The organism is Novosphingobium sp. UBA6272 (genome assembly GCF_002440635.1).
Lineage (GTDB): Bacteria > Pseudomonadota > Alphaproteobacteria > Sphingomonadales > Sphingomonadaceae > Novosphingobium.
This window is the reverse complement of record NZ_DJUW01000017.1, coordinates 131,751-150,245: the sequence shown is the minus strand read 5'-3', so window position 1 is coordinate 150,245 and position 18,495 is coordinate 131,751. Positions and strand designations below refer to the sequence as shown.

Below are 18,495 nucleotides of genomic sequence, written 5' to 3'. Positions count from 1 at the left end.
GTTGCTGCCAGGTCACCTTAGGGGCTGGCTATTGATTGTCGAGCCAGGTCGCCACGCGCCGGGCGATCGCATTGAAGGCTTCCGCCCCTGGACCGTCTCCAGCAGCCGGCGGCTTGCCGGCATCGCTGGCCTGACGGATCGAGAGTTCCAGCGGAATCCGGCCGAGGAAAGCCAGGCCCAGCTCGCCAGCGGCAGTCTCGGCCCCGCCGCTGCCGAACGGATCGCTGATTTCACCGCAATGCGGGCAGGCATAGCCGGACATGTTCTCGATCAGCCCGACCACCGGAACCTGGCCGACTTCGAACAGCTGGATCGCGCGGCGCGCGTCGATCAGTGCGAGGTCCTGCGGGGTCGATACGATTACCGCGCCGCTGGGCTTGTAGCGCTGCAGCATGGTCAGCTGGACGTCGCCGGTGCCGGGCGGCAGGTCGACGATCAGGGTATCGACATCGCCCCAATCGGCATCGATCAACTGGCCCAGCGCATTGCCGGCCATCGGCCCGCGCCAGGCGATTGCCTTGCCCGGTTCGATCAGCTGGCCCATCGACAGCACCGGCACGCCCCATTGGCTCGGCACCGGCACCAGCTTGTCACCGCGGGCCTGCGGCTTGATCCCTTCGTTGCCGAGCAGGCGCGGCTGCGACGGGCCATAGATATCGGCATCGACCAGTCCGACCTTGCGCCCGGCGCGGGCCAGCGCCACCGCCAGGTTGGTCGATACCGTACTCTTGCCGACCCCGCCCTTGCCCGATCCGATCGCGATGATCCGGCGGCCGCGCTTGTCGGCGGTCAGCGCGACCCGTACTTCGGCCACACCGGGCTGTCCGGCCAATGCTTCTTTGACGGCCGCCTCCAGCCGCTCGCGCTCCAGCGCGTCAAACCCGCCGGCTTCGAGCACCACGATCGCCAAGTCATTCTTCAGCCGCAGCGATTGCAGGCGGGACTGGGCGAGTGGCGGCAGGGCGGCGCGCAGCGCGGCGGTATCGTCTTTGGGATTGTTCATGGCCTAGGGCCGAAACCCGTTTCGGGCCCGGCTGGCAAGGAAAAATGCATGGGTCACCCTGTTAATTGCGCGGCGCACCCCTATAGTGTTGTTCATGAGCGAAGGCGAAAACCCGAAGCGGGGCAGGAAGAAGGTTGAGGGCAAGGCTCCGGAAACGGATGCTTCGGTGGAAACGCCGGGCGAAGCGAATCCCCCATCGAACGAACCGGCCGGCAATCCCTGGCGCAGCGCGGGCGATGAGCCAACGCAGCGGCGTTCGGCTTCGATCGACGATATCCTTCGCCCGCGTAGATCTTCGTCGTCACGGCTGCCCGCCGCCAATGGCAAGACGATGTGGGCGCTGGCCGCCGCCGGGGTGCTATCGGCCTGGCTGGCGACGACCTCGCTTCATATCCTGAGCCCGGGCGAGCAAGGGATAGTCACCACTTTCGGCCGGTTTGAACAGACCATTGGTCCCGGCCTCAATGTCACCATGCCCTGGCCGGTCCAGGCGGTCCTGACCCGCAAAGTCAGCGAGGAAAGCAAGCTGCTGCTGCCCGAGCAGGAGAGCGAGACCCTGATGCCCACCCGCGACGGCGAACTGATCGACCTGCGCAGCCAGGTCGGCTGGAAGGTCAAGGACCTGAAGCAGTTCACCTTTGCCCTGCCCGATGGCGAAAAAGCATTGCGGCGGCTGGCCGACAGCGCGATCCGCGCCGGGGTAGCCGAACTGACCTTTGACGAGCTGCGCGGCGGCAAACGTCAGGCCGAACTGCAACAGCGCGTTGCCGGCCGAATGCAGCGTGTGCTCGATGCCTGGGGATCAGGCATCACCATCGTCTCGGTCGAGGTGACCGGCACCAAGCCGCCTGCCAAGCTGACCGAGGCCTACAAGAAGATCGACAAGGCTGAGGAAACAGCGCGCAAGAACCACGAGGCGGCGATCGCCTATGCAGCGCGGATCCGTACCCAGGCGAATCTTGAAACGGCATCGTTCGACAAGGCCTATGAGCTTTACAGGATCGACCCGCGCGTCACGCGTGAGCGGATCTACTATGACACGGTTGAGCGGGTGCTGCGCAACAACCCGGTAGTGATCGGCGGTCCTGCCCCGGCCAGTGCCCCGCCCGCGATCCCGGCGGCCAAGCAGGGGGGCAACTGACATGAACCAGGTGCTGCGCGACTATCGCCATCCGCTGTTCGCTCTGCTGTTCGTGGCTTTGCTTGCTCTGGCCAGCCTGACCGTGGTGCGCGAAGACGAACAGGTGGTGATCGAGCGGATGGGTGAGCCTGTCCGGATGGTCAACCGGTTCCGGCCCCAGGGACCGACCGGCGCAGGGCTGGTTGTCCATGTTCCGCTGCTTGAACAAGTCATCTCTTTGCCGCGCGGGCTGGTGACCTATGGCTATGAAGCCAAGCGAGTCCGCAGTTCCGACCTGCACACCTTGCTGGTTGATACCGACGTGACCTACCGGATCATCGATCCGGTTCGACTGGTCAATTCGCTTGGTTCTGCGGTCAAGGTTGACGATCAGCTGAAGGCCTTGCTCCCCCCGCTGCTGGATCAGGAACTGGCCCAGCGCAGCGCCGCCGATATCGTTCGCCCTGGTGCGGGCGGCGCCAATGCCGCGCTGTTGCGCGGGCTCGATGCCAAGGTCCGGCAATACGGCGTGCAGGTGGTCGACGTGCGACTGGCCCGTGTGCAGCTCGACGAAGATGGCCGCAACGTGGCCTTCAGCCGAATGCAGGAACGTCTGGAGGACAGCCTGTTGGACATCGAGATGAAAAGCGCCGCCGATGCCTTGGCGATAACCGCTGCGGCCGAAGCCGAAGCCACCACCCGGCGCAAGCAATCGGCCGACAAGGATCCCGAGTTCTACAGCTTTTTCAGGGCGATGCGTAGCTATGACGAACTGTACGGCGATCCCAAACGCAAGAACAGCACCACCATCGTGCTGCCGCCCGACAGCGGCTATCTGAAGCACTTTGGTGGCAAATAGCGCGTTCAATCCCCATTAAGGGAAAATGACGTGAATCCGCCACCAAGGGGCAGATTCTAAGGCAAGAGGAACTAGCCACGTGAAGTACGTATACAGTGTCACCACGGCGCTGCTGCTGGGCGGAGCGGCGCTTTCGTTGGTCGGCGGGATTCCCGCCGGCGCCCAGGTTGCGCAGAACGACGTCGAGCAGATGCGCACGATCGTGCCGCGCGCTGGCGCCCCGGCCAGTTTCGCCGACCTGACCCAGCAGCTTCAGCCCGCCGTCGTGAACATCTCGGTCCGCCAGAAGGTGACCGTCCAGAACCCGATGGCGGCGCTGCCGTTCGGCCAGATACTGCCCGGCGGCGGTGCCCAGTCGAAGACCGCCGAAGCGGTCGGCTCGGGCTTCATCGTCTCGCCCGATGGCTATATCGTCACCAACAACCACGTGATCAGCCTGGACCGCGAAGGGCAGGCCGACGAGGTCACCGTGCGGCTGTCCGACGGCAAGCAGTACAAGGCCCGGATCGCGGGCCGCGATGTCGAATCCGATATCGCCGTACTGAAGATCGATGCCGGAGCCCCGCTGCCCTTCGTCAAGTTCGGCGATTCGGCCAAGGCCCGCGCCGGGGACTGGATCATCGCCATCGGCAACCCGTTTGGCCTGGGCGGTACGGTCACTTCGGGGATCATCAGTTCGGTCAACCGCAACACCGGCACCGGTGCCTACGATCATTACATCCAGACCGATGCCTCGATCAATTCGGGCAATTCGGGTGGGCCGATGTTCGACATGGCCGGCAACGTGATCGGCATCAACAACTGGATTGTCGCGCCGTCCGGCGGCAACATCGGGATCGGTTTCGCCATTCCCAGCGACACCGCGCGCCCGATCGTCGAGCGGCTCAAGGGCGGTCAGGAGATCGAGCGCGGCTATCTTGGCATCTCGATCCAGCCGGTGACCGACGAGATCGCGGATTCGCTTGGCCTGCCGCACGATCGCGGCGAGCTGGTCCGCCTGGTCCAGCCGGGCCAGCCGGCCGCCTCTGCCGGGATCAAGGTGGGCGACATCGTGCTGAAGGTGAACAACCAGCCGGTCACCCCGGACCGGACCCTGTCGGGCATCGTTTCGGATATCGCTCCTGGCACCAAGATTCCGATCGAGGTGCTGCGCAGCGGCAAGAGCCAGACGCTTTATGCCACGGTCGCCAAGCGCCCGAGCCAGAAGGAACTGGCCAAGGCGCTGACCCCCGAACAGCGCCCCGATCCGTTCGCCGGGCCCGAGGCGCAGGGCGAAGGCCTGGCTGAAAGCGCGCTGGGGCTGAAGGTGCTGACCATGAACCCCGATTACGCCTCGCAGCTGGGCGTTCCCGGCTCCACCCGGGGCGTGGTGATCGCCGGGGTCAATCCCGCCTCCGACGCCGCCAATCGCGGGCTGCAGCGCCGCGACATCGTGGTCTCGGCCAACATGGCCGACGTGAACACCGTGTCCGATCTCGACAAGGCGATCCGCGACGCGAAGACTGCCGGTCGGCCGACCGTTACGCTTCAGGTGATGCGTCCCGGCCAGCAGGGCCTGGTCTATATCGCCGTGCGGATCGGCTGACGCGTCACTGCCGCCAAAACAAAAAACCCTCCCCGCTACGGGGAGGGTTTTTTGTTGGCCCGTGCTAGTTCGGCGCGCTGGGCGGTGGGCGATCCCTGCCGGTTGCCTCGTTCAGGAAATCCTCGCCCGCCGCCGGCGGTGGATCGACCGGGACGAGGCCGCCATCGGGCGGACCCTTGGGCAGCGGCGTATCGCGCGAGCGGTCGGGATTGACCAGGTTGCCCTGCTCATCGACATAGTAATAGTCTTCGGGCGATCCGCTCATCATGACCTGGTCATCAGGCTCAAGCTGCCAGGCCGGCAGGGTCGCATCGGTCTCGAACTTTTCGACCGGGCGGCCCGAAACGGCGACCTTCATGTACGAGGCAAAGGCCCGCGCCGGAGCGGTGCCGCCCTGCAACCCGGGGACGGGCCGATCATCGTCGCGGCCCATCCACACCCCGGTGGTAACCCCGCTGGAGAAGCCCAGGAACCAGCCGTCCTTGTTGGCGGTGGTGGTGCCGGTCTTGCCGGCCACCGGGCGGCCGATCTGCGCCGCCTTGCCGGTGCCGATGCTCACCGCGCTCTGCAGCATGTCGGTGATGCCTGAGGCGACATAGGCCGGAACCAGCAGATTGCCGCCGGGGTTCTTGCGCTGGTACAGTACGCCGCCGTCGGTGGTGGTGACCTTGACGATGCCATAGGGCTCGACCGCCTGACCCTTGGCCGAAATCGAGGCGAAGGCGCGGGTCATGTCGATCAGTCGCACTTCGTTGGTGCCCAGCACCATCGACGGGACGGTCGAAATCGGGGTGCTGATCCCGAACCGCTTGGCCATCCCGGCCACCGCCGAAAAGCCCACTTCCTGCCCGAGCTGCGCCGCAACCGTGTTCTTCGAATAGGCAAAGGCGGTGCGCACATCGATCTTGCCGGCATAGCCGCCGCCCGAATTGCGCGGGCTCCAGCCCTCGATCGTGACTGGCTCGTCGACCACTTCGGCGTTGGGGGTGTAGCCCGCCTCAAGCGCGGCGAGATAGACGAACAGCTTCCACGCCGATCCCGGCTGGCGCACGGCATTGACCGCGCGGTTGTAGTTCGAGGTGACGTAATCGGTCCCGCCAACCAGCGCGAGCACCGCGCCATCGCGGTCCATGCTGACCAGCGCGCCCTGCGCGCCGCCCGGAACATTGTTCTGGATCGCAGCGGTGGCGGCATTCTGCAGCTTGACGTCGAGCGTGGTCCAGACCTCGATCGGCTGGTCGTTGTCTCCCAGCAGCAGATCGAGCTGGGGCAAAGCCCAGTCGGTGAAATAGCGGACCGAATTCTGCCCGGCTTCCTGGGCGAACTTGATCTTCTTGAGGTCGGTTGCCTTGGCCTGAGCCGGGGTGATCTTGCCGTTTTCGGCCATCAGCCCCAACACCACCGTGCCGCGGCCCACCGCAGCCTCGGCATCGGCGGTCGGCGCATAGTTCGACGGCGCCTTGACCAGCCCGGCGATGATCGCCGCTTCGGGCAAGCTGATCTCGGTCGCCGGGTGGCCGAAGAACTTGCGGCTGGCGGAATCGACACCATAGGCGCCGCCGCCGAAATAGACCTTGTTGAGATAGAGTTCGAGGATCTGGTCCTTCGAGAATTTCCATTCCAGCGCCAGTGCCAGCACGCCTTCGCGCAGCTTGCGGGCGAAACTGCGCGAATTGTTGAGGAACACGGTGCGGGCAAGCTGCTGGGTGATGGTCGAGCCGCCCTGCTTCCAGCGCCCTTCCTGGAATCGCACCCAGAACGAGCGGGCGAGGCCGATCGGATCGATCCCGATATGGCCGTAGTAACGCTTGTCCTCGGTTGAGAGCATCGCGTCCTTCATCACCTGCGGGATCTGGTCTTGGCCGACCCATTTGCCATAGCTGGGGCCAAGCGAGACCAGCTGGGTCCCGTCGCGGGCGCGGACCACGATCATCTGTTCGGTCTGGGTGGTCTTGATCTGATCGAAACTGGGCAGCGATTGCGCGGTCAGCGCCACCGCAACGGTAAGTGCCAGCAGGCCAAGCAAGGCCAGCGACGTACCCCAGACGAACAGGCGGCGCACGAACTTGCGGAAACCGGTGGGAGCAGGCTTGGCGGGCTTTCCACCGCGCGGCGGCGGCGGGCTGCGCCGAAAATCGTTTCTGGCCATGGGGCTCGTTTCTTCCTCCCACCGGGCTTGGGCCCCGGCTGCACAGGTACCCTTAGGACAATTGGCGCGCAGCGTTAATGGGGGAAATGTGAAGATCGGGTGCAGGCGGGAAGCGCAAGGCTGGCATGGTAGCCAAATCGCGATCCGCCGGTTATATTTGCAGCGACGAGGAGGCGCTGATGGCCCAGACCCTACGCAAAGGCGCAATGCGCTATATCGCCTTGGCAATCATTCCCCTGTCGCTGGCGAAGGGCTTTGAAGCGGTCGGTGACCGGGCGGCGCTCGAAGCCGGGATCGGCAACGGCGCGGGCGCGCCATACTATATCGCCGCCCTGCTGCTGATGGCGATCGCCCTGGGGCTGTTCCTGTTCGCCTTGAAGCGCCTGATCGGCCGGATCATGGGCAAGGATCAGGGCGGCGCCGAATCGCCCGAAACCGGAATGCCGCTGCTGACCCCGCAGCGTGCCACCCGCGCGGATGAACCGTTCGATCCCGATGCTGCGCTGCAGCGCTACATGCAAAACCGCCCGAGCGAGCCACCGGCACCCGAAGCGCCCGCACCCCGCCCGGGCGGCTTTGGCAAGAAGGGCCTTTAAGTCTGCCTAGTGCAGGTGTTCGACCACCAGCATCGATCCATCGGCCCCGGTAACCTTCATCTTCGTGCCTGGCTCCGCATCGGGGCCCTTGGCGAGCCATTCGCTATCGCCCAGCCGGACCTTGCCCTGCCCGTCGGCAAAAACCTGGCAGACGGTGACCACCTCGCCCACCGCCCGCGCCAAGCGGTCATTCATCTTGGGATCGGCGGCTTCGACCGGGTGCTGGCGCAGCCAGCGCCGGCCCGAGAAGACCGCGACGATCGACAAGACCGCGAACAGCAACACCTGCCAAGGCATGCCGATCGGCACCATCCAGCTGACAAAGCCGGTGATCAGCGCCGCCGCCGCCATCCAGATCAGGAAGACCCCGGGGATGGTCATTTCCCCGATCGCCAGCAGCAGCCCCAGCCCGAGCCAGAACCAGTGCGGCTCCATGCCCGAAAGGCCGCTCACTTGCGGTCACCTTCGGTGGTCAGCGAACCCTTGATCAGTTCGCCGATCCCGCCGAGCGAACCGATCAGCTGGGTTGCCTCAACCGGGAACAGGATGGTCTTGGCGTTGGGCGAGGTCGCGAACTGCGAAACCGCATCGGTGTACTTCTGGGCGATGAAGTAGTTCAGCGCCTGGGTGCCCGATGAGGCGATCGCATCGGAGACCATGGTGGTTGCCTTGGCTTCGGCCTCGGCCTCACGCTCGCGCGCTTCGGCATCGCGGAAGGCGGCTTCGCGGCGCCCTTCGGCCTGCAGGATCGCGCCCTGCTTTTCACCCTCGGCCCGCAGGATTTCGGCGGCGCGCAGGCCTTCGGCTTCGAGGATGTTGGCGCGCTTTTCACGCTCTGCCTTCATCTGCCGGGCCATCGCGTTGGAGATGTCAGCCGGCGGACGGATGTCCTTGATCTCGATCCGGGTGATCTTGACCCCCCACGGCGCGGTGGCGTGATCGATCACCATCAGCAGTTTGGCGTTGATCTCGTCGCGCCGCGACAGCGTCTCGTCGAGGTCCATGCTGCCCATCACGGTCCGCAGGTTGGTGGTAGTCAGCTGCATGATCGCGACATAGAGGTTGGCAACCTCGTACGCGGCCTTGCCGGCATCGAGCACCTGGAAGAACACGATCGCGTCAACGCCGACCATGGCGTTGTCCTTGGTGATGATTTCCTGGCCTGGAATATCCAGCACCTGTTCCATCATGTTCACCTTGCGGCCGACCCGGTCGATAAACGGAATGATCACGTGCAGTCCCGGTTCGGCTGCCAGCGTGAATTTGCCCAGTCGTTCGATCGTATAGACGTAACCCTGGCGCACGACCCGCACGCCCATGAGCAGGAATATGAAGACAACTACCAAGAGTGCCAGCAGAGTCTGTACCATCAAAATTGCTCCCAACCGTCTGTAAGCAACATGTTAGCGTCCGCCGGGTGCGGAGCAAGCGAAACCGGACTTGGCTGAAACGCCGCGGATCTGGCGCTCAATTGGCCCGGCGGTCAGAGCCTCTTGTAAAGTTCCAGCAACCGCGCCCAGGCGCGGTCGGCTTCGGCCTTGTCATAGACCGGGGCGTCGAGGGTGCACCAGCCGTGGTCGGCATTGTAAACCTCGACTTCGACCGACTTGCCCGATTCTTTCGCGGCGGTCCGCAGCGCGTCCTTGTCGGCCGGGGCGCGGGCATCGTCGTTGCGGGCGATCGCGATCAGGAAGCCGGCCTGGCTCTCGGCGAACAGGCGGTGCGGACTGTCGGGCTTGTCGGTGACCAGCCCGCCGCCGTGGAACGATGCGGCGGCCTTGATCCGCCCCGGCAACGCGGCGGCGCTGCGGATCGCGAAGGATCCGGTCTGGCAATAGCCCTGGGTGCCGATCCCCTTGCGCTTGTTGACCGGGCCCTGCTTGTCCAGCCAGGCGACGAAGGCGGCGGCATCGCGTACGGTATTGTTGGGCGATAGCGTGGCAATCGCCGGCTTGAGCTTTTCCTGCCCCGCCGGGCTGCGCCATTCGCTGATCGAGTTCAGCAGCGGCGCCTTGGCGGCGCGGTAATAGTGGTTGACCGCCAGCACGGCGAAACCATTCGCCGCCAGCCGCCGGGCCATTTCCTTGTAGGCATCGCGCAGCCCGGCCACATCGGGCCAGAGGATCACGGCGGGATACTTGCCCTTGGCCGGATAAACGAAAAACGCATCGGCGCTGCCATCGGGCGTCGGAACCGAAACCACCGCTTCCTTCAGCGCGCGGCCCTTGGCCTGGCTTTCTCCACCGGTGCAGGCTGCCAGCACCCCGGCCGCCCCGATCGCGGCGAATTCACGGCGGCTGAAACCCTTTGCGGCAAGGGCCTGTTCTTCCTCGATCGCGGTCAGTTCATCACACATGGCAGCTCTCCTTGGGCGGGAGAATAGAGCCAAGCGGCACGAGGTCAAACCTGTGAAAAAGGGACTCGCTTAACCGTGCGGTTAAAGGCAAGATGCGAACAACGACCTGCCCCAGGGGCAGGCGCCGATGGAGGGGTTTGGGATGCGTTTGAAGATACTGGCGCTGGCCATGCTGGTGCCGCTTGCCGCTTGCGGAACCAAGACGTCACAGCCGGCCACCGAGGGAGTGACCGACGCACTGATCGAAAAGCCGCTAGCCGATGAGTGGCTGACCTATGGCGGCGACCGCGCCGAAACGCGTTTCTCCCAGCTCAACTCGATCAATGACAAGAACGTCGGCGATCTGGGCCTCGCCTGGTCGGCCGATCTCGACACCGCGCGCGGGCAGGAAGCGACCCCGCTGATGCACGATGGCGTACTCTACATCACCACCGCCTGGTCGATGGTGAAGGCCTATGACGCCAAGACCGGTGCGCTCAAATGGGCCTTTGACCCCAAGGTCCCGCGCGAAAAACTGGTCGATGTGTGCTGCGACGCGGTCAACCGCGGCGTCGCGCTTTATGGTGACAAGGTCTATGTCGGCACGCTCGACGGGCGGCTGGTCGCGCTCGACCAGAAGACTGGCAAGGTCATTTGGGACAAGCTGACCATCCCCGAAGGATCGCACATGGCGATCACCGGCGCGCCACGCGTGGCCAAAGGCCGGGTGCTGATCGGCTCGGCCGGATCGGAATATTTCACCCGCGGCTACCTTGCCGCTTTCGATGCCGAAACCGGCGATGAGCAGTGGCGCTTCCATACCGTCCCCGGCGATCCATCCAAGCCGCAGGACGGCAAGCACCTTGACGCTGCGGCCAAGACCTGGACCGGCGAGTTCTGGAAGCTTGGCGGCGGCGGCACGGTGTGGGATTCGATCACTTATGATCCGGTCACCGACCTGGTCTATTTCGGCACCGCCAATGCCGAGCCGTGGAACCCGGCCTATCGCAACACCAATGGCGCGGGCGACAGTCTCTACACCGCCTCGATCGTCGCGGTGAAGCCCGATACCGGGGAATATGTCTGGCACTTCCAGGAAACTCCGGAAGACCGCTGGGACTTCGATTCCAACCAGCAGATCACCGTCACCGATCTGGAAATCAATGGCCAGAAGCGGCGGGTGGTGATGCATGCGCCCAAGAACGGTTTCTTCTACGTTCTCGATGCGAAGAACGGCAAGTTCCTGTCGGGCAAGCCGTTTGTCGACGGGATCAACTGGGCCAAGGGCCTCGACCCCAAGACCGGCAAGCCCGATGTCAATCCGGAAGCGCAGTATGAGCGCAGCGGCAAGCCGTTCCTCGGCTTCCCCGGGGCGGTCGGCGCGCACAGCTGGACCCCGATGAGCTACAGCCCCAAGACCGGGCTGGTCTATATCCCGACCAACAACACCCCGCAGGTCTATGCCCACGATCCAGACTGGAAGCCCGGCACCACCGGGTTCCAGCTGGGGATCGACGCCAGCCCGGGCAATGTCCCGGCCGACAAGGCGATCCGCAGCGCAACCAAGGCGGCGATGACCGGGGCGCTGATTGCTTTCGATCCGGTTGCTGGTGAGGTGAAGTGGCGCGTGCCGCAGGAAACCCCGACCAATGGCGGCACCCTCGCCACCGCCGGAAACCTGGTGTTCCAGGGCACCGCGCTGGGCGAATTCCGCGCCTATACTGCCGATACCGGCAAGCAGCTGTGGTCGTTCCCGGCGCAAAGCGGGATCCTGGCCGCACCGATGACCTATTCGATCGACGGCGAACAGTATGTCGCCGTGCTGGTCGGTTGGGGCGGGGTCTGGGACGTTTCCGCCGGCAAACTGGTGACCAGCAAGATCACCCCCAACATCAGCCGCCTGCTGGTGTTCAAGCTGGGCGCCAAGGGCACCCTGCCCGCGGCCCCGCCGAGCGCGCAGCGGGTGCTCGATCCGCCGCCGCTGGCAGGCACGCCGCAGCAGCTGGCCATGGGCGAGAAGCTCTATACCAACAGCTGCTCGGTCTGCCACGGCGCCTCGGCGGTATCGGGCGCGCTCAACCCCGATCTGCGGCACTCGGTCGCGCTCGGCAATCCCAAGCTGTGGCAGGAGATCGTCCATGACGGCATCCTCAAGCAGAACGGGATGGTTGCGTGGAAGGACCAGTTCAAGCCCGAGCAGATCGAGGCGATCCGCCTCTACGTGGTCAAGCGCGCCAATGAGGACAAGGCGCTGGGCGACGATTGAATCGGACACGGAAACCGGCGCGAACGGGCTTTGCCTTCGCGCCGGTTTTCGGCCATGACGCCGCCTATCAGGGGCCGGCGGCGAACGGCCGGGCGGGGGACCAATGCAGCGCAATCTGAAGTCGGTCGATTGGGACAACCTGCCGCACGGCGGTGACCTGTTCGGCGAAATGGAACTGGCCAGGCGGGAAGCCAGCGAGGCCCCGGCCAAGCGCCCGCCGCTGTTTCCGGGCCTGGCGCTGTGCGGCGTCGCGGCGGCCACTGCCGCGTGGCTGTCGGACCATTATGGCTTCCCGATCATTCTGCTCGGTCTACTGGTCGGCTTGGCGCTCAACTTCGTCTCGCAGGACGAACGGACCCATGCCGGGCTCGACTTCGCCTCGCGCACCTGCCTGCGCTGGGGGATCGTGGTGCTGGGGCTGCAAGTGACCTTTGCGCAGATCGGGGCGGTCGGCGTGGCCCCCTTTGCGGCCCTCGGGGTGGTGATGGGGGTGACCCTGTTGGCCGGTCTGGCCGGGGCCCGCCTGTTCGGCCAATCGCGCTATGCCGGGATCCTTGCCGGCGGCGCTACCGCGATCTGCGGGGCCAGCGCGGCGCTGGCACTCTACGGCGTAATCGGCAAGGAACGGCTCAGCCAGGCGCAGTTCGCCCTGACCCTGGTCGGCGTCTCGCTGGCCAGCGCGCTGGCGATGACCGTCTATCCGGTGCTGGCCCAGCAGCTTGCACTCAGCGACAAGCAGGCCGGGTTTCTGATCGGCGCATCGATCCACGACGTTGCCCAAGCGATCGGCGGCGGCTTTGCCTTTTCGGACGTGGCCGGCAGCCAGGCCACGATCGTCAAACTGGCCCGCGTCGCCCTGCTCGCCCCACTGGTCGCCATGACCAGTCTGGCGATCGGACCGGCAGGCGAAGCCAAGGGCCAGCCGCTGTGGCGGCGCCTGGCTCTGCCCTGGTTCATCCTCGCCTTCCTCGGCGTGGTGACGCTCAACAGCCTGGCCCCGATCCCGGCGGATCTGGCCAAGGGCGGGCTGGTGCTGTCGAAGACACTGCTGCTGCTGGCGGTGACTGCGACCGCGATGCGCAGCCGGATGGACCTGCTGCTGGAAGCCGGCTGGCGCTCGTTCATGCCGGTGGTGCTGGCGACCCTGGCCAGCTTTGCGGCCGCGCTCGGCTTTGCAGTGCTGCTGCTTTAGATCACGAAATCGAGCACCGCCGGCATCGCCTTGCGGCGGCGGTTGGCGACCATGACATCGTGCAGTTCGGAAATCTGCGCGCTGCCGGTCCGAACGAACAGGAACGGCAGCAGGCCGTGGATCAGGCAGGCGCAGCCGCCCAGGATCATCCGGATCCCGAACCCGCCGGCCATCGCCAGATGCTCGCCATAGGTCTCGCCGACGCTGGCGGGATGTTCGGTAAAGGGCTTGAGCGGATCCATGCGGCATTCTCCCGTTGCAGACGCAACAATGCCGCAGTCTGCGTGCGATTTCATCACCGTTCTTCTGGCATTTCACTGGTTATGCGGCTAATCCATCCCAATGAATGCATCAGAATTGCAACTTGATTCGATTGACTGGGCAATCCTTGGTGTCCTGCAGACCGATGCCTCGCTGCCGGTGCATGAAGTTGGCGACCGGGTCGGCTTGTCGAGCAACGCGTGCTGGCGGCGGATCAAGCGGCTGGAGGATAGCGGGATCATCGCCCGGCGGGTCGCGCTGCTCGATGCCGAAAAGCTTGGTCTGGCCACCACGGTCTTCGTCGCGATCCGCACCCAGCGCCACGATCCGGCCTGGCTTGACCTGTTCAGCGCCGGAATTGCCGGGATCGCCGAGATCAGCGAGTGCCATCGCATGGCCGGTGATGTAGACTATCTGCTCAAGATCGTGGTTCGCGACATCGCCCACTATGACCGGATCTACCGCAAGCTGATCGCCGCGGTGCCCGATATCGCCGACGTCAGTTCCAGCTTTTCGATGGAAAAGATGAAGGCCACTACCGCATTGCCGCGACCGGCCTGATCACTTGCGCAGCAGCCAGGTGAAGATTTCGGGCAGGCGCCGGGCCCAGGCGTTCTCTTCGTGCTCGGCGCCGACGTAGACCTTGCTTTCCCAGTCGCGTCCGCTCTTCCAGCCGCTCTGGCCAAGCCTTGCATCGATCACCTGCTGGTAGGGTGCATACCAGGCATCGAGGGTCGCGGTGCCGTGGTCCAGCCACAACCGCCGCCCGCGCGGCTTGCCCAGATTCTTTTGGAACCATTCGTCCCACAGAGCCGCCAGATCGCGGTCGAAAGCGCCGGGCGCGCCGGGATCAGCCGCGGGCCAATGCGAACTGACGCAGGCGGCGCGGCCATAGATGTCGGGACGGCGCAGGAAGGCATAGCAGCTCATCAGCCCGCCCATGCTCGATCCGGCAATGGCGGTGTCACGCGGGCCGGTCCGGGTGCGATAGGTCCGGTCGACCCATTGCTTGAGCGGCCCCGCCAGCCAAGCGAGATAGACGTCCGAGATGACCGGCCCGCCGGTCATGGCATCCATCCGCTGGCGCTGGGCCGGACCGGCCAGATCGTAGATGTCCTTGGGCAGGTACTGGCGATAGCGGTCCTTCCCCGGGGCCCACACGCCGACGATGATATGCGGTTCAACCTTGCCGCTGGCTATCGCCGCCAGCATCGCCTGATCCGCTGCCCAGATCTTGTTGAAGTTCGATTTCTTCAGATCGAACAGGTTGTGGCCATCGTGCATGTAGAGCACCGGATAGCGCCGCTTCGACGTGTCGTAGCCCGGCGGCAACCAGATCGACAGCCGTTGATCGGGCAGACCCGCCGCCGCCATCCGCTCGACCTCGACCAGGCGGCCACGGTCAGCCTCGGCCAGCGCCGGCGCGGCGAGCACCAGCGCCAGCAGTGCGGCCAAGAGGTATCGGATCACTTGACCCGCCTGAACCGCACTGCCGCGCCGCCGCCGGGAGCGAGCCGGAGGGTCATGCTGTCAGCCGCGCTGACCGACCGCTGCTCGATCACGATCGCATGGCGCTTGTCGGTGCGGTAATCGGCATCGTCGCCGTCGCGGTAGATCTCGGCGACGTATTTGCTGCCGGGGTTCAGGAAATCGAGCTTGAAGCTGACCGTGCGGGCTTCCTCGTCGCCCACCGCACCAAGGTACCAGTCCTCCGCGCCGCGCTGCTTGCGCACGATGGTGACATAGTCACCGACCTCGCCGTTCAGCACGCGGGTTTCGTCCCAGTCGGTCGGCACGTCGCGGATGAACTTCATCGGACCGGGGTACTTGGCATAGTTTTCCGGCGTATCGGCCACCATCTGCACCGGCGAATAGATCACCACGTAGAGCGCCAGCTGCTTGGCGATTGTGGAAAGGATATTGCTGTCCTTCTCGCCCTTCAGGCTGAGCACGCCGGGGGTGAAATCCATCGGTCCTTCGAGCATCCGGGTGAAGACAATGTTGGCTTCATGCTCGGGCGGATTTTTGCCGCCCCAGGCGTTGTATTCCATCCCCCGCATGCCTTCGCGCGCGACCCAGTTGGGATAGGTGCGGTGCAGGCCGGTGCCCTTGACCGGCTCATGGCTGTCAAAGGCGACGCGGTACTTGTAGGCGGTTTCCGCGACGCGGACGAAGTGGTTGGTCATCCACTGACCTTCGAGCCACTCGCGGTACTTGGTCCCGTCCGGATCAACCCGCTCAAGCTGGGCGGCATCGGTGACATAGCCGGTCTTGACCACCATCATCCCGTATTTTGCCGCGAAGGCAAAGCTGCGGTCCATCTGGTTGTCGTAGTGAGTCACCGCCCCGCCGGTTTCATGGTGCCCGACCAGCCGCACGCCCTTCTTCCTGGCATAGGCAGAGAGCATCGTGATGTCGAAATCCTCGGTCGGCTTGGTGAAGTCCATATCCCAGCCGTTGCCGAACCAGTCGCCATCCCAACCGACGTTCCAGCCCTCGACCAGCACGTTGGGGATGCCGTTCGCGGCGGCGAAATCGATGTAGCGCATGACATTGGCATTGGTAGCGCCGTGCTTGGCCCCGCGCGCCCATGACCATTCGCCCTTGATCATGTTCCACCATACCCCGGCGAACTTGCCCGGTTTGAACCAGCTCATGTCGCCCAGCTTGTTGGGCTCGTTGAGGTTGAGCATAAGGTGGCTCATGTAGATGCCCGGCGCATCGTCGGCGATGATCAGCGTGCGCCAGGGCGTGTTCCAGGCACCGGTCTTTTCAACCTTGGGCCGTCCGGCCCCGGGGGTCAGGTTGGCGCGCAGCGTGGTCCCTTCGGTGCGGGTTACATTCATCCCGGCAAAGTCGATCAGCGCTGCCTCGTGCAGCGCCACATGGGTGCCGTCGGCCAGCTTGATCGTGACCGGAGTCGCCGCGGTCGAGACCGAGGAGAGTTTGGTTTTGTCGTAGAGATATTCCTCACGGTTCCACAAGTAAGCGGGTTTCCACCAAGCGGTGCCGTCCTGCGCGAAGGCGAATTCGGTCAGCTCGTCGGCGATCTTGGTCTTCGCCATGTTGGGCTGCTGCGGGAATTCGTAGCGAAAGCCCACGCCATCGTCATAGAGCCGGAAGGTGACGGTGAAGACCCGCGCCAATGCGGTCGTTTCGCGCAGGTGGACCTTGAGCTCGCGGTAGCGGTTGCGAATGCTCGACCATTCGCCCCACGGCTGGTTCCAGGTCTGATCGAAGTCGCGGGTTTCGGTCCCGGTGATCTCAAGCCGGCGGTCGATCTTGGCGACATCGGTGAACAGGAAACCCAGCCGCGACGGTGCGATGATCGGCTTGCCCTTGCGGCTGACGGTGTAGAGCGCGCGGCCATCGCCATCGGTGCCGAACTCTACACTGACCGTGCCTCCGGGCGACGCGGCCGACACCGGCCCCTTGACCTGCGCCAGCGCTGGATTGGCGAGAACCAGGGCGGCGGCCGCCCCTAGTACGGGCATCAAACGCATCAGGACAGTTCCTCTATCAGCAGCGCGCCATAGGGCGGCATTGATCCCGGCTCGGCGCCGTTGACCGCACTCAACACCCGCCCGGTGGCAGGCGTTCCGGCGGGCCACGGCCGGGGCTCGGCAGTAAAGTTAAAGACGCACAGGATCGCCTGACCGTCCGCCCGGCGCCGCACCACCAGCGTGGCTGTATCGGCATGCAGTACTTCGAAACTGCCTGACCGCAGCGCTGGATTGTTCCGACGCAATTGCAGCAATGCAGTAGTCAGATGGAGCAGCGAATCCGGGTCCTGGCGCTGGCGGTCGGCAGCCTGGGCAAGGTTTTCTTCGCCCAGCGGCAGCCACGGCGCTGCCGCGCTGAATCCGCCGTGTTCATCCTGCGCCGCCCACGGCATCGGCGTGCGCGCGCCGTCGCGTGACAATGTCAGCGGCCAGTTGGCGATAGCTTCGGGATCCTGCAACTGGTCGAACCCGATCTCGACCTGGGTCAGCCCCAGTTCCTCGCCCTGGTAGAGGATCACGTTGCCGCGCAGCGCGATCATCAGCATCGCCTTCATCCGCGCGAACGGCGCACGCTGATCGGGGGCACACCAGCGCGAGAGGGCGCGCGGGGCATCGTGGTTCTCGAACGCCCAGCTGGGCCAGCCGGTACCGGGCCGATCGGGCCACTGGGCCTGCGCCGCCGCGACCAGCGCCGGAGTCAGGCGATCAGCATAGAGGAAATCGAACCCGTAAGCGCTGTTGAGGCGCGCATCTCCGGCGGTGAAAGCATGCATTTCGGCAAGCGCGCTGCTGCCCCCAACCTCGGCCATGGTGAAGACCGCGTCGTAGCTGTCGCACAAGGCGCGGATCCGTTCGATGAACTGCGGGATCGCGGCGTGCGACTGGTTATGGACATGCTGCTGAAAATCGAATGGCCGGGTCCGGACCTTGCCATCGTCGGGCGCAGGCGGATTATCGGTCAGCGCGGGATCATACATTGCGAAGTTGAGCGCATCGAGGCGGAAGCCGTCGACCCCGCGATCCAGCCAGAACCGCGCAGCGCCGAGCAGCGCATCCTGCACCGCGGGCAGGTGACAGTTGAGTTGGGGCTGCTCGGGCAGGAAGTTGTGCATGTAATACTGGCCGCGCCGCGCGTCCCAGGTCCACGCCGGACCGCCGAAAACCGACTGCCAGTTGTTGGGCGGAGAGCCATCGGGCTTGGGATCTGCCCAGACGTACCAGTCGGCTTTGGGGCCCACCCGGTTCGCGCGGCATTCCGTGAACCAGGCGTGCTGATCGGACGTGTGCGAATAGACCTGGTCGACGATAACCTTGAGGCCAAGGTCATGCGCCCGCGCAACCAGCGCATCGAAATCGGCCAGCGTTCCGAAGATCGGATCGACATCGCAATAGTCGGCCACGTCATAGCCGAAATCGGCCATCGGCGAGGTGTAGAACGGCGAAACCCAGATCGCATCAACGCCCAGCGCGGCAACGTGATCGAGCCGCTGGGTAATCCCCGGCAGATCGCCCACGCCGTCGCCATTGGTATCGAGGAAGCTGCGCGGATAGATCTGATAGATCGCCGCACCGCGCCACCACTCCTGGTGGTCTGCTTGCGGAGCAGCGGAAATCTGGGCCATTCGG

At 65.0% G+C, this 18,495-nt stretch carries 16 protein-coding genes; 7 read left to right on the top strand and 9 right to left on the bottom strand.

The window, feature by feature from the left end:
- Window positions 1-28: 28 nt before the first annotated feature.
- A complete protein-coding gene (locus B2V17_RS09600; protein ID WP_292997133.1) occupies window positions 29-1,003 on the bottom strand; it encodes an Mrp/NBP35 family ATP-binding protein in 975 nt (324 codons plus the stop codon).
- A 94-nt stretch (window positions 1,004-1,097) separates the two neighbouring features.
- On the opposite strand from B2V17_RS09600, the gene hflK reads away from it, so the two are divergent.
- The 3 genes from hflK (at window position 1,098) to B2V17_RS09585 (ending at window position 4,567) form a co-directional block, all read left to right on the top strand.
- A complete protein-coding gene (gene hflK, locus B2V17_RS09595; RefSeq protein ID WP_292997132.1) occupies window positions 1,098-2,144 on the top strand; it encodes a protease modulator HflK in 1,047 nt (348 codons plus the stop codon).
- 1 nt (window position 2,145) lies between these two features.
- Window positions 2,146-2,982 (top strand): SPFH domain-containing protein, encoded by an 837-nt coding sequence (locus B2V17_RS09590; RefSeq protein WP_292997131.1) that lies wholly within the window; start codon window positions 2,146-2,148, stop codon window positions 2,980-2,982.
- Window positions 2,983-3,061: 79 nt separating this feature from the next.
- Window positions 3,062-4,567, top strand: a complete 1,506-nt coding sequence (locus B2V17_RS09585; RefSeq protein ID WP_292997130.1) for a Do family serine endopeptidase — start codon at window positions 3,062-3,064, stop codon at window positions 4,565-4,567.
- A gap of 64 nt (window positions 4,568-4,631) precedes the next feature.
- On the opposite strand, the gene B2V17_RS09580 is transcribed toward B2V17_RS09585, so the two are convergent.
- The gene (locus B2V17_RS09580) at window positions 4,632-6,716 is read right to left on the bottom strand and encodes a transglycosylase domain-containing protein (RefSeq protein ID WP_292997129.1); all 2,085 of its coding nucleotides are present in this window, start codon (window positions 6,714-6,716) and stop codon (window positions 4,632-4,634) included.
- 179 nt (window positions 6,717-6,895) lie between these two features.
- Between B2V17_RS09580 and B2V17_RS09575 the strand changes: the two genes are divergently transcribed.
- On the top strand, window positions 6,896-7,312 hold the full coding sequence (locus B2V17_RS09575) for a hypothetical protein (protein WP_292997128.1): 417 nt from the start codon (window positions 6,896-6,898) through the stop codon (window positions 7,310-7,312).
- Window positions 7,313-7,318: 6 nt separating this feature from the next.
- Here the strand turns inward: B2V17_RS09575 and B2V17_RS09570 are convergent, their stop codons facing one another.
- The 3 genes from B2V17_RS09570 to B2V17_RS09560 form a co-directional block, all read right to left on the bottom strand.
- Window positions 7,319-7,765: an NfeD family protein gene (locus B2V17_RS09570; protein WP_292997127.1), complete on the bottom strand. Its 447-nt coding sequence runs from the start codon at window positions 7,763-7,765 to the stop codon at window positions 7,319-7,321.
- Window positions 7,762-8,682 (bottom strand): SPFH domain-containing protein, encoded by a 921-nt coding sequence (locus B2V17_RS09565; RefSeq protein WP_292997126.1) that lies wholly within the window; start codon window positions 8,680-8,682, stop codon window positions 7,762-7,764. Before B2V17_RS09565 ends, B2V17_RS09570 begins: the two co-directional genes overlap by 4 nt.
- 113 nt (window positions 8,683-8,795) lie before the next feature.
- A complete protein-coding gene (locus tag B2V17_RS09560) occupies window positions 8,796-9,668 on the bottom strand; it encodes a dienelactone hydrolase family protein (protein ID WP_292997125.1) in 873 nt (290 codons plus the stop codon).
- A 142-nt stretch (window positions 9,669-9,810) separates the two neighbouring features.
- On the opposite strand from B2V17_RS09560, the gene B2V17_RS09555 reads away from it, so the two are divergent.
- Together B2V17_RS09555 and B2V17_RS09550 are read left to right on the top strand one after the other, a co-directional pair.
- Entirely contained in the window at window positions 9,811-11,913 is a 2,103-nt protein-coding gene (locus tag B2V17_RS09555; protein WP_292997124.1) for a PQQ-dependent dehydrogenase, methanol/ethanol family, read from the top strand.
- 103 nt (window positions 11,914-12,016) lie between these two features.
- Window positions 12,017-13,105, top strand: coding sequence for a YeiH family protein (locus tag B2V17_RS09550; RefSeq protein ID WP_292997123.1), 1,089 nt, complete (start codon window positions 12,017-12,019; stop codon window positions 13,103-13,105).
- Here the strand turns inward: B2V17_RS09550 and B2V17_RS09545 are convergent.
- A complete protein-coding gene (locus B2V17_RS09545) occupies window positions 13,102-13,347 on the bottom strand; it encodes a DUF6356 family protein (protein ID WP_292997122.1) in 246 nt (81 codons plus the stop codon). The genes B2V17_RS09550 and B2V17_RS09545 overlap by 4 nt on opposite strands.
- Before the next feature lie 100 nt (window positions 13,348-13,447).
- Here B2V17_RS09545 and B2V17_RS09540 point away from each other — a divergent pair, with 100 nt between their 5' ends.
- Entirely contained in the window at window positions 13,448-13,927 is a 480-nt protein-coding gene (locus tag B2V17_RS09540; protein ID WP_292997121.1) for an Lrp/AsnC family transcriptional regulator, read from the top strand.
- Here B2V17_RS09540 and B2V17_RS09535 read toward each other — a convergent pair whose 3' ends face one another.
- Genes B2V17_RS09535 through B2V17_RS09525 form a run of 3 tightly spaced genes read right to left on the bottom strand, consistent with a single transcriptional unit; the run spans window position 13,928 to window position 18,491 of the window.
- The gene (locus B2V17_RS09535; protein ID WP_292997120.1) at window positions 13,928-14,836 is read right to left on the bottom strand and encodes an alpha/beta hydrolase; all 909 of its coding nucleotides are present in this window, start codon (window positions 14,834-14,836) and stop codon (window positions 13,928-13,930) included.
- Window positions 14,833-16,869, bottom strand: coding sequence for a glycoside hydrolase family 97 protein (locus tag B2V17_RS09530; protein ID WP_292997119.1), 2,037 nt, complete (start codon window positions 16,867-16,869; stop codon window positions 14,833-14,835). Before B2V17_RS09530 ends, B2V17_RS09535 begins: the two co-directional genes overlap by 4 nt.
- Window positions 16,869-18,491 carry an alpha-glucosidase family protein gene (locus B2V17_RS09525; protein WP_292997118.1) on the bottom strand — a complete coding sequence of 541 codons (1,623 nt, stop codon included), beginning with the start codon at window positions 18,489-18,491 and terminating at the stop codon, window positions 16,869-16,871. The genes B2V17_RS09530 and B2V17_RS09525 overlap by 1 nt, the downstream gene beginning before the upstream one ends.
- Between the last annotated feature and the right edge of the window lie 4 nt (window positions 18,492-18,495).

Coding starts and splice junctions, on each gene's coding strand:
- B2V17_RS09600 (WP_292997133.1), bottom strand. CDS start 1,003: ATGAACAATCCCAAAGACGATACCGCCGCGCTGCGCGCCGCCCTGCCG.
- hflK (WP_292997132.1), top strand. CDS start 1,098: ATGAGCGAAGGCGAAAACCCGAAGCGGGGCAGGAAGAAGGTTGAGGGC.
- B2V17_RS09590 (WP_292997131.1), top strand. CDS start 2,146: ATGAACCAGGTGCTGCGCGACTATCGCCATCCGCTGTTCGCTCTGCTG.
- B2V17_RS09580 (WP_292997129.1), bottom strand. CDS start 6,716: ATGGCCAGAAACGATTTTCGGCGCAGCCCGCCGCCGCCGCGCGGTGGA.
- B2V17_RS09575 (WP_292997128.1), top strand. CDS start 6,896: ATGGCCCAGACCCTACGCAAAGGCGCAATGCGCTATATCGCCTTGGCA.
- B2V17_RS09565 (WP_292997126.1), bottom strand. CDS start 8,682: ATGGTACAGACTCTGCTGGCACTCTTGGTAGTTGTCTTCATATTCCTG.
- B2V17_RS09560 (WP_292997125.1), bottom strand. CDS start 9,668: ATGTGTGATGAACTGACCGCGATCGAGGAAGAACAGGCCCTTGCCGCA.
- B2V17_RS09555 (WP_292997124.1), top strand. CDS start 9,811: ATGCGTTTGAAGATACTGGCGCTGGCCATGCTGGTGCCGCTTGCCGCT.
- B2V17_RS09550 (WP_292997123.1), top strand. CDS start 12,017: ATGCAGCGCAATCTGAAGTCGGTCGATTGGGACAACCTGCCGCACGGC.
- B2V17_RS09545 (WP_292997122.1), bottom strand. CDS start 13,347: ATGGATCCGCTCAAGCCCTTTACCGAACATCCCGCCAGCGTCGGCGAG.
- B2V17_RS09540 (WP_292997121.1), top strand. CDS start 13,448: ATGAATGCATCAGAATTGCAACTTGATTCGATTGACTGGGCAATCCTT.
- B2V17_RS09530 (WP_292997119.1), bottom strand. CDS start 16,869: ATGCGTTTGATGCCCGTACTAGGGGCGGCCGCCGCCCTGGTTCTCGCC.
- B2V17_RS09525 (WP_292997118.1), bottom strand. CDS start 18,491: ATGGCCCAGATTTCCGCTGCTCCGCAAGCAGACCACCAGGAGTGGTGG.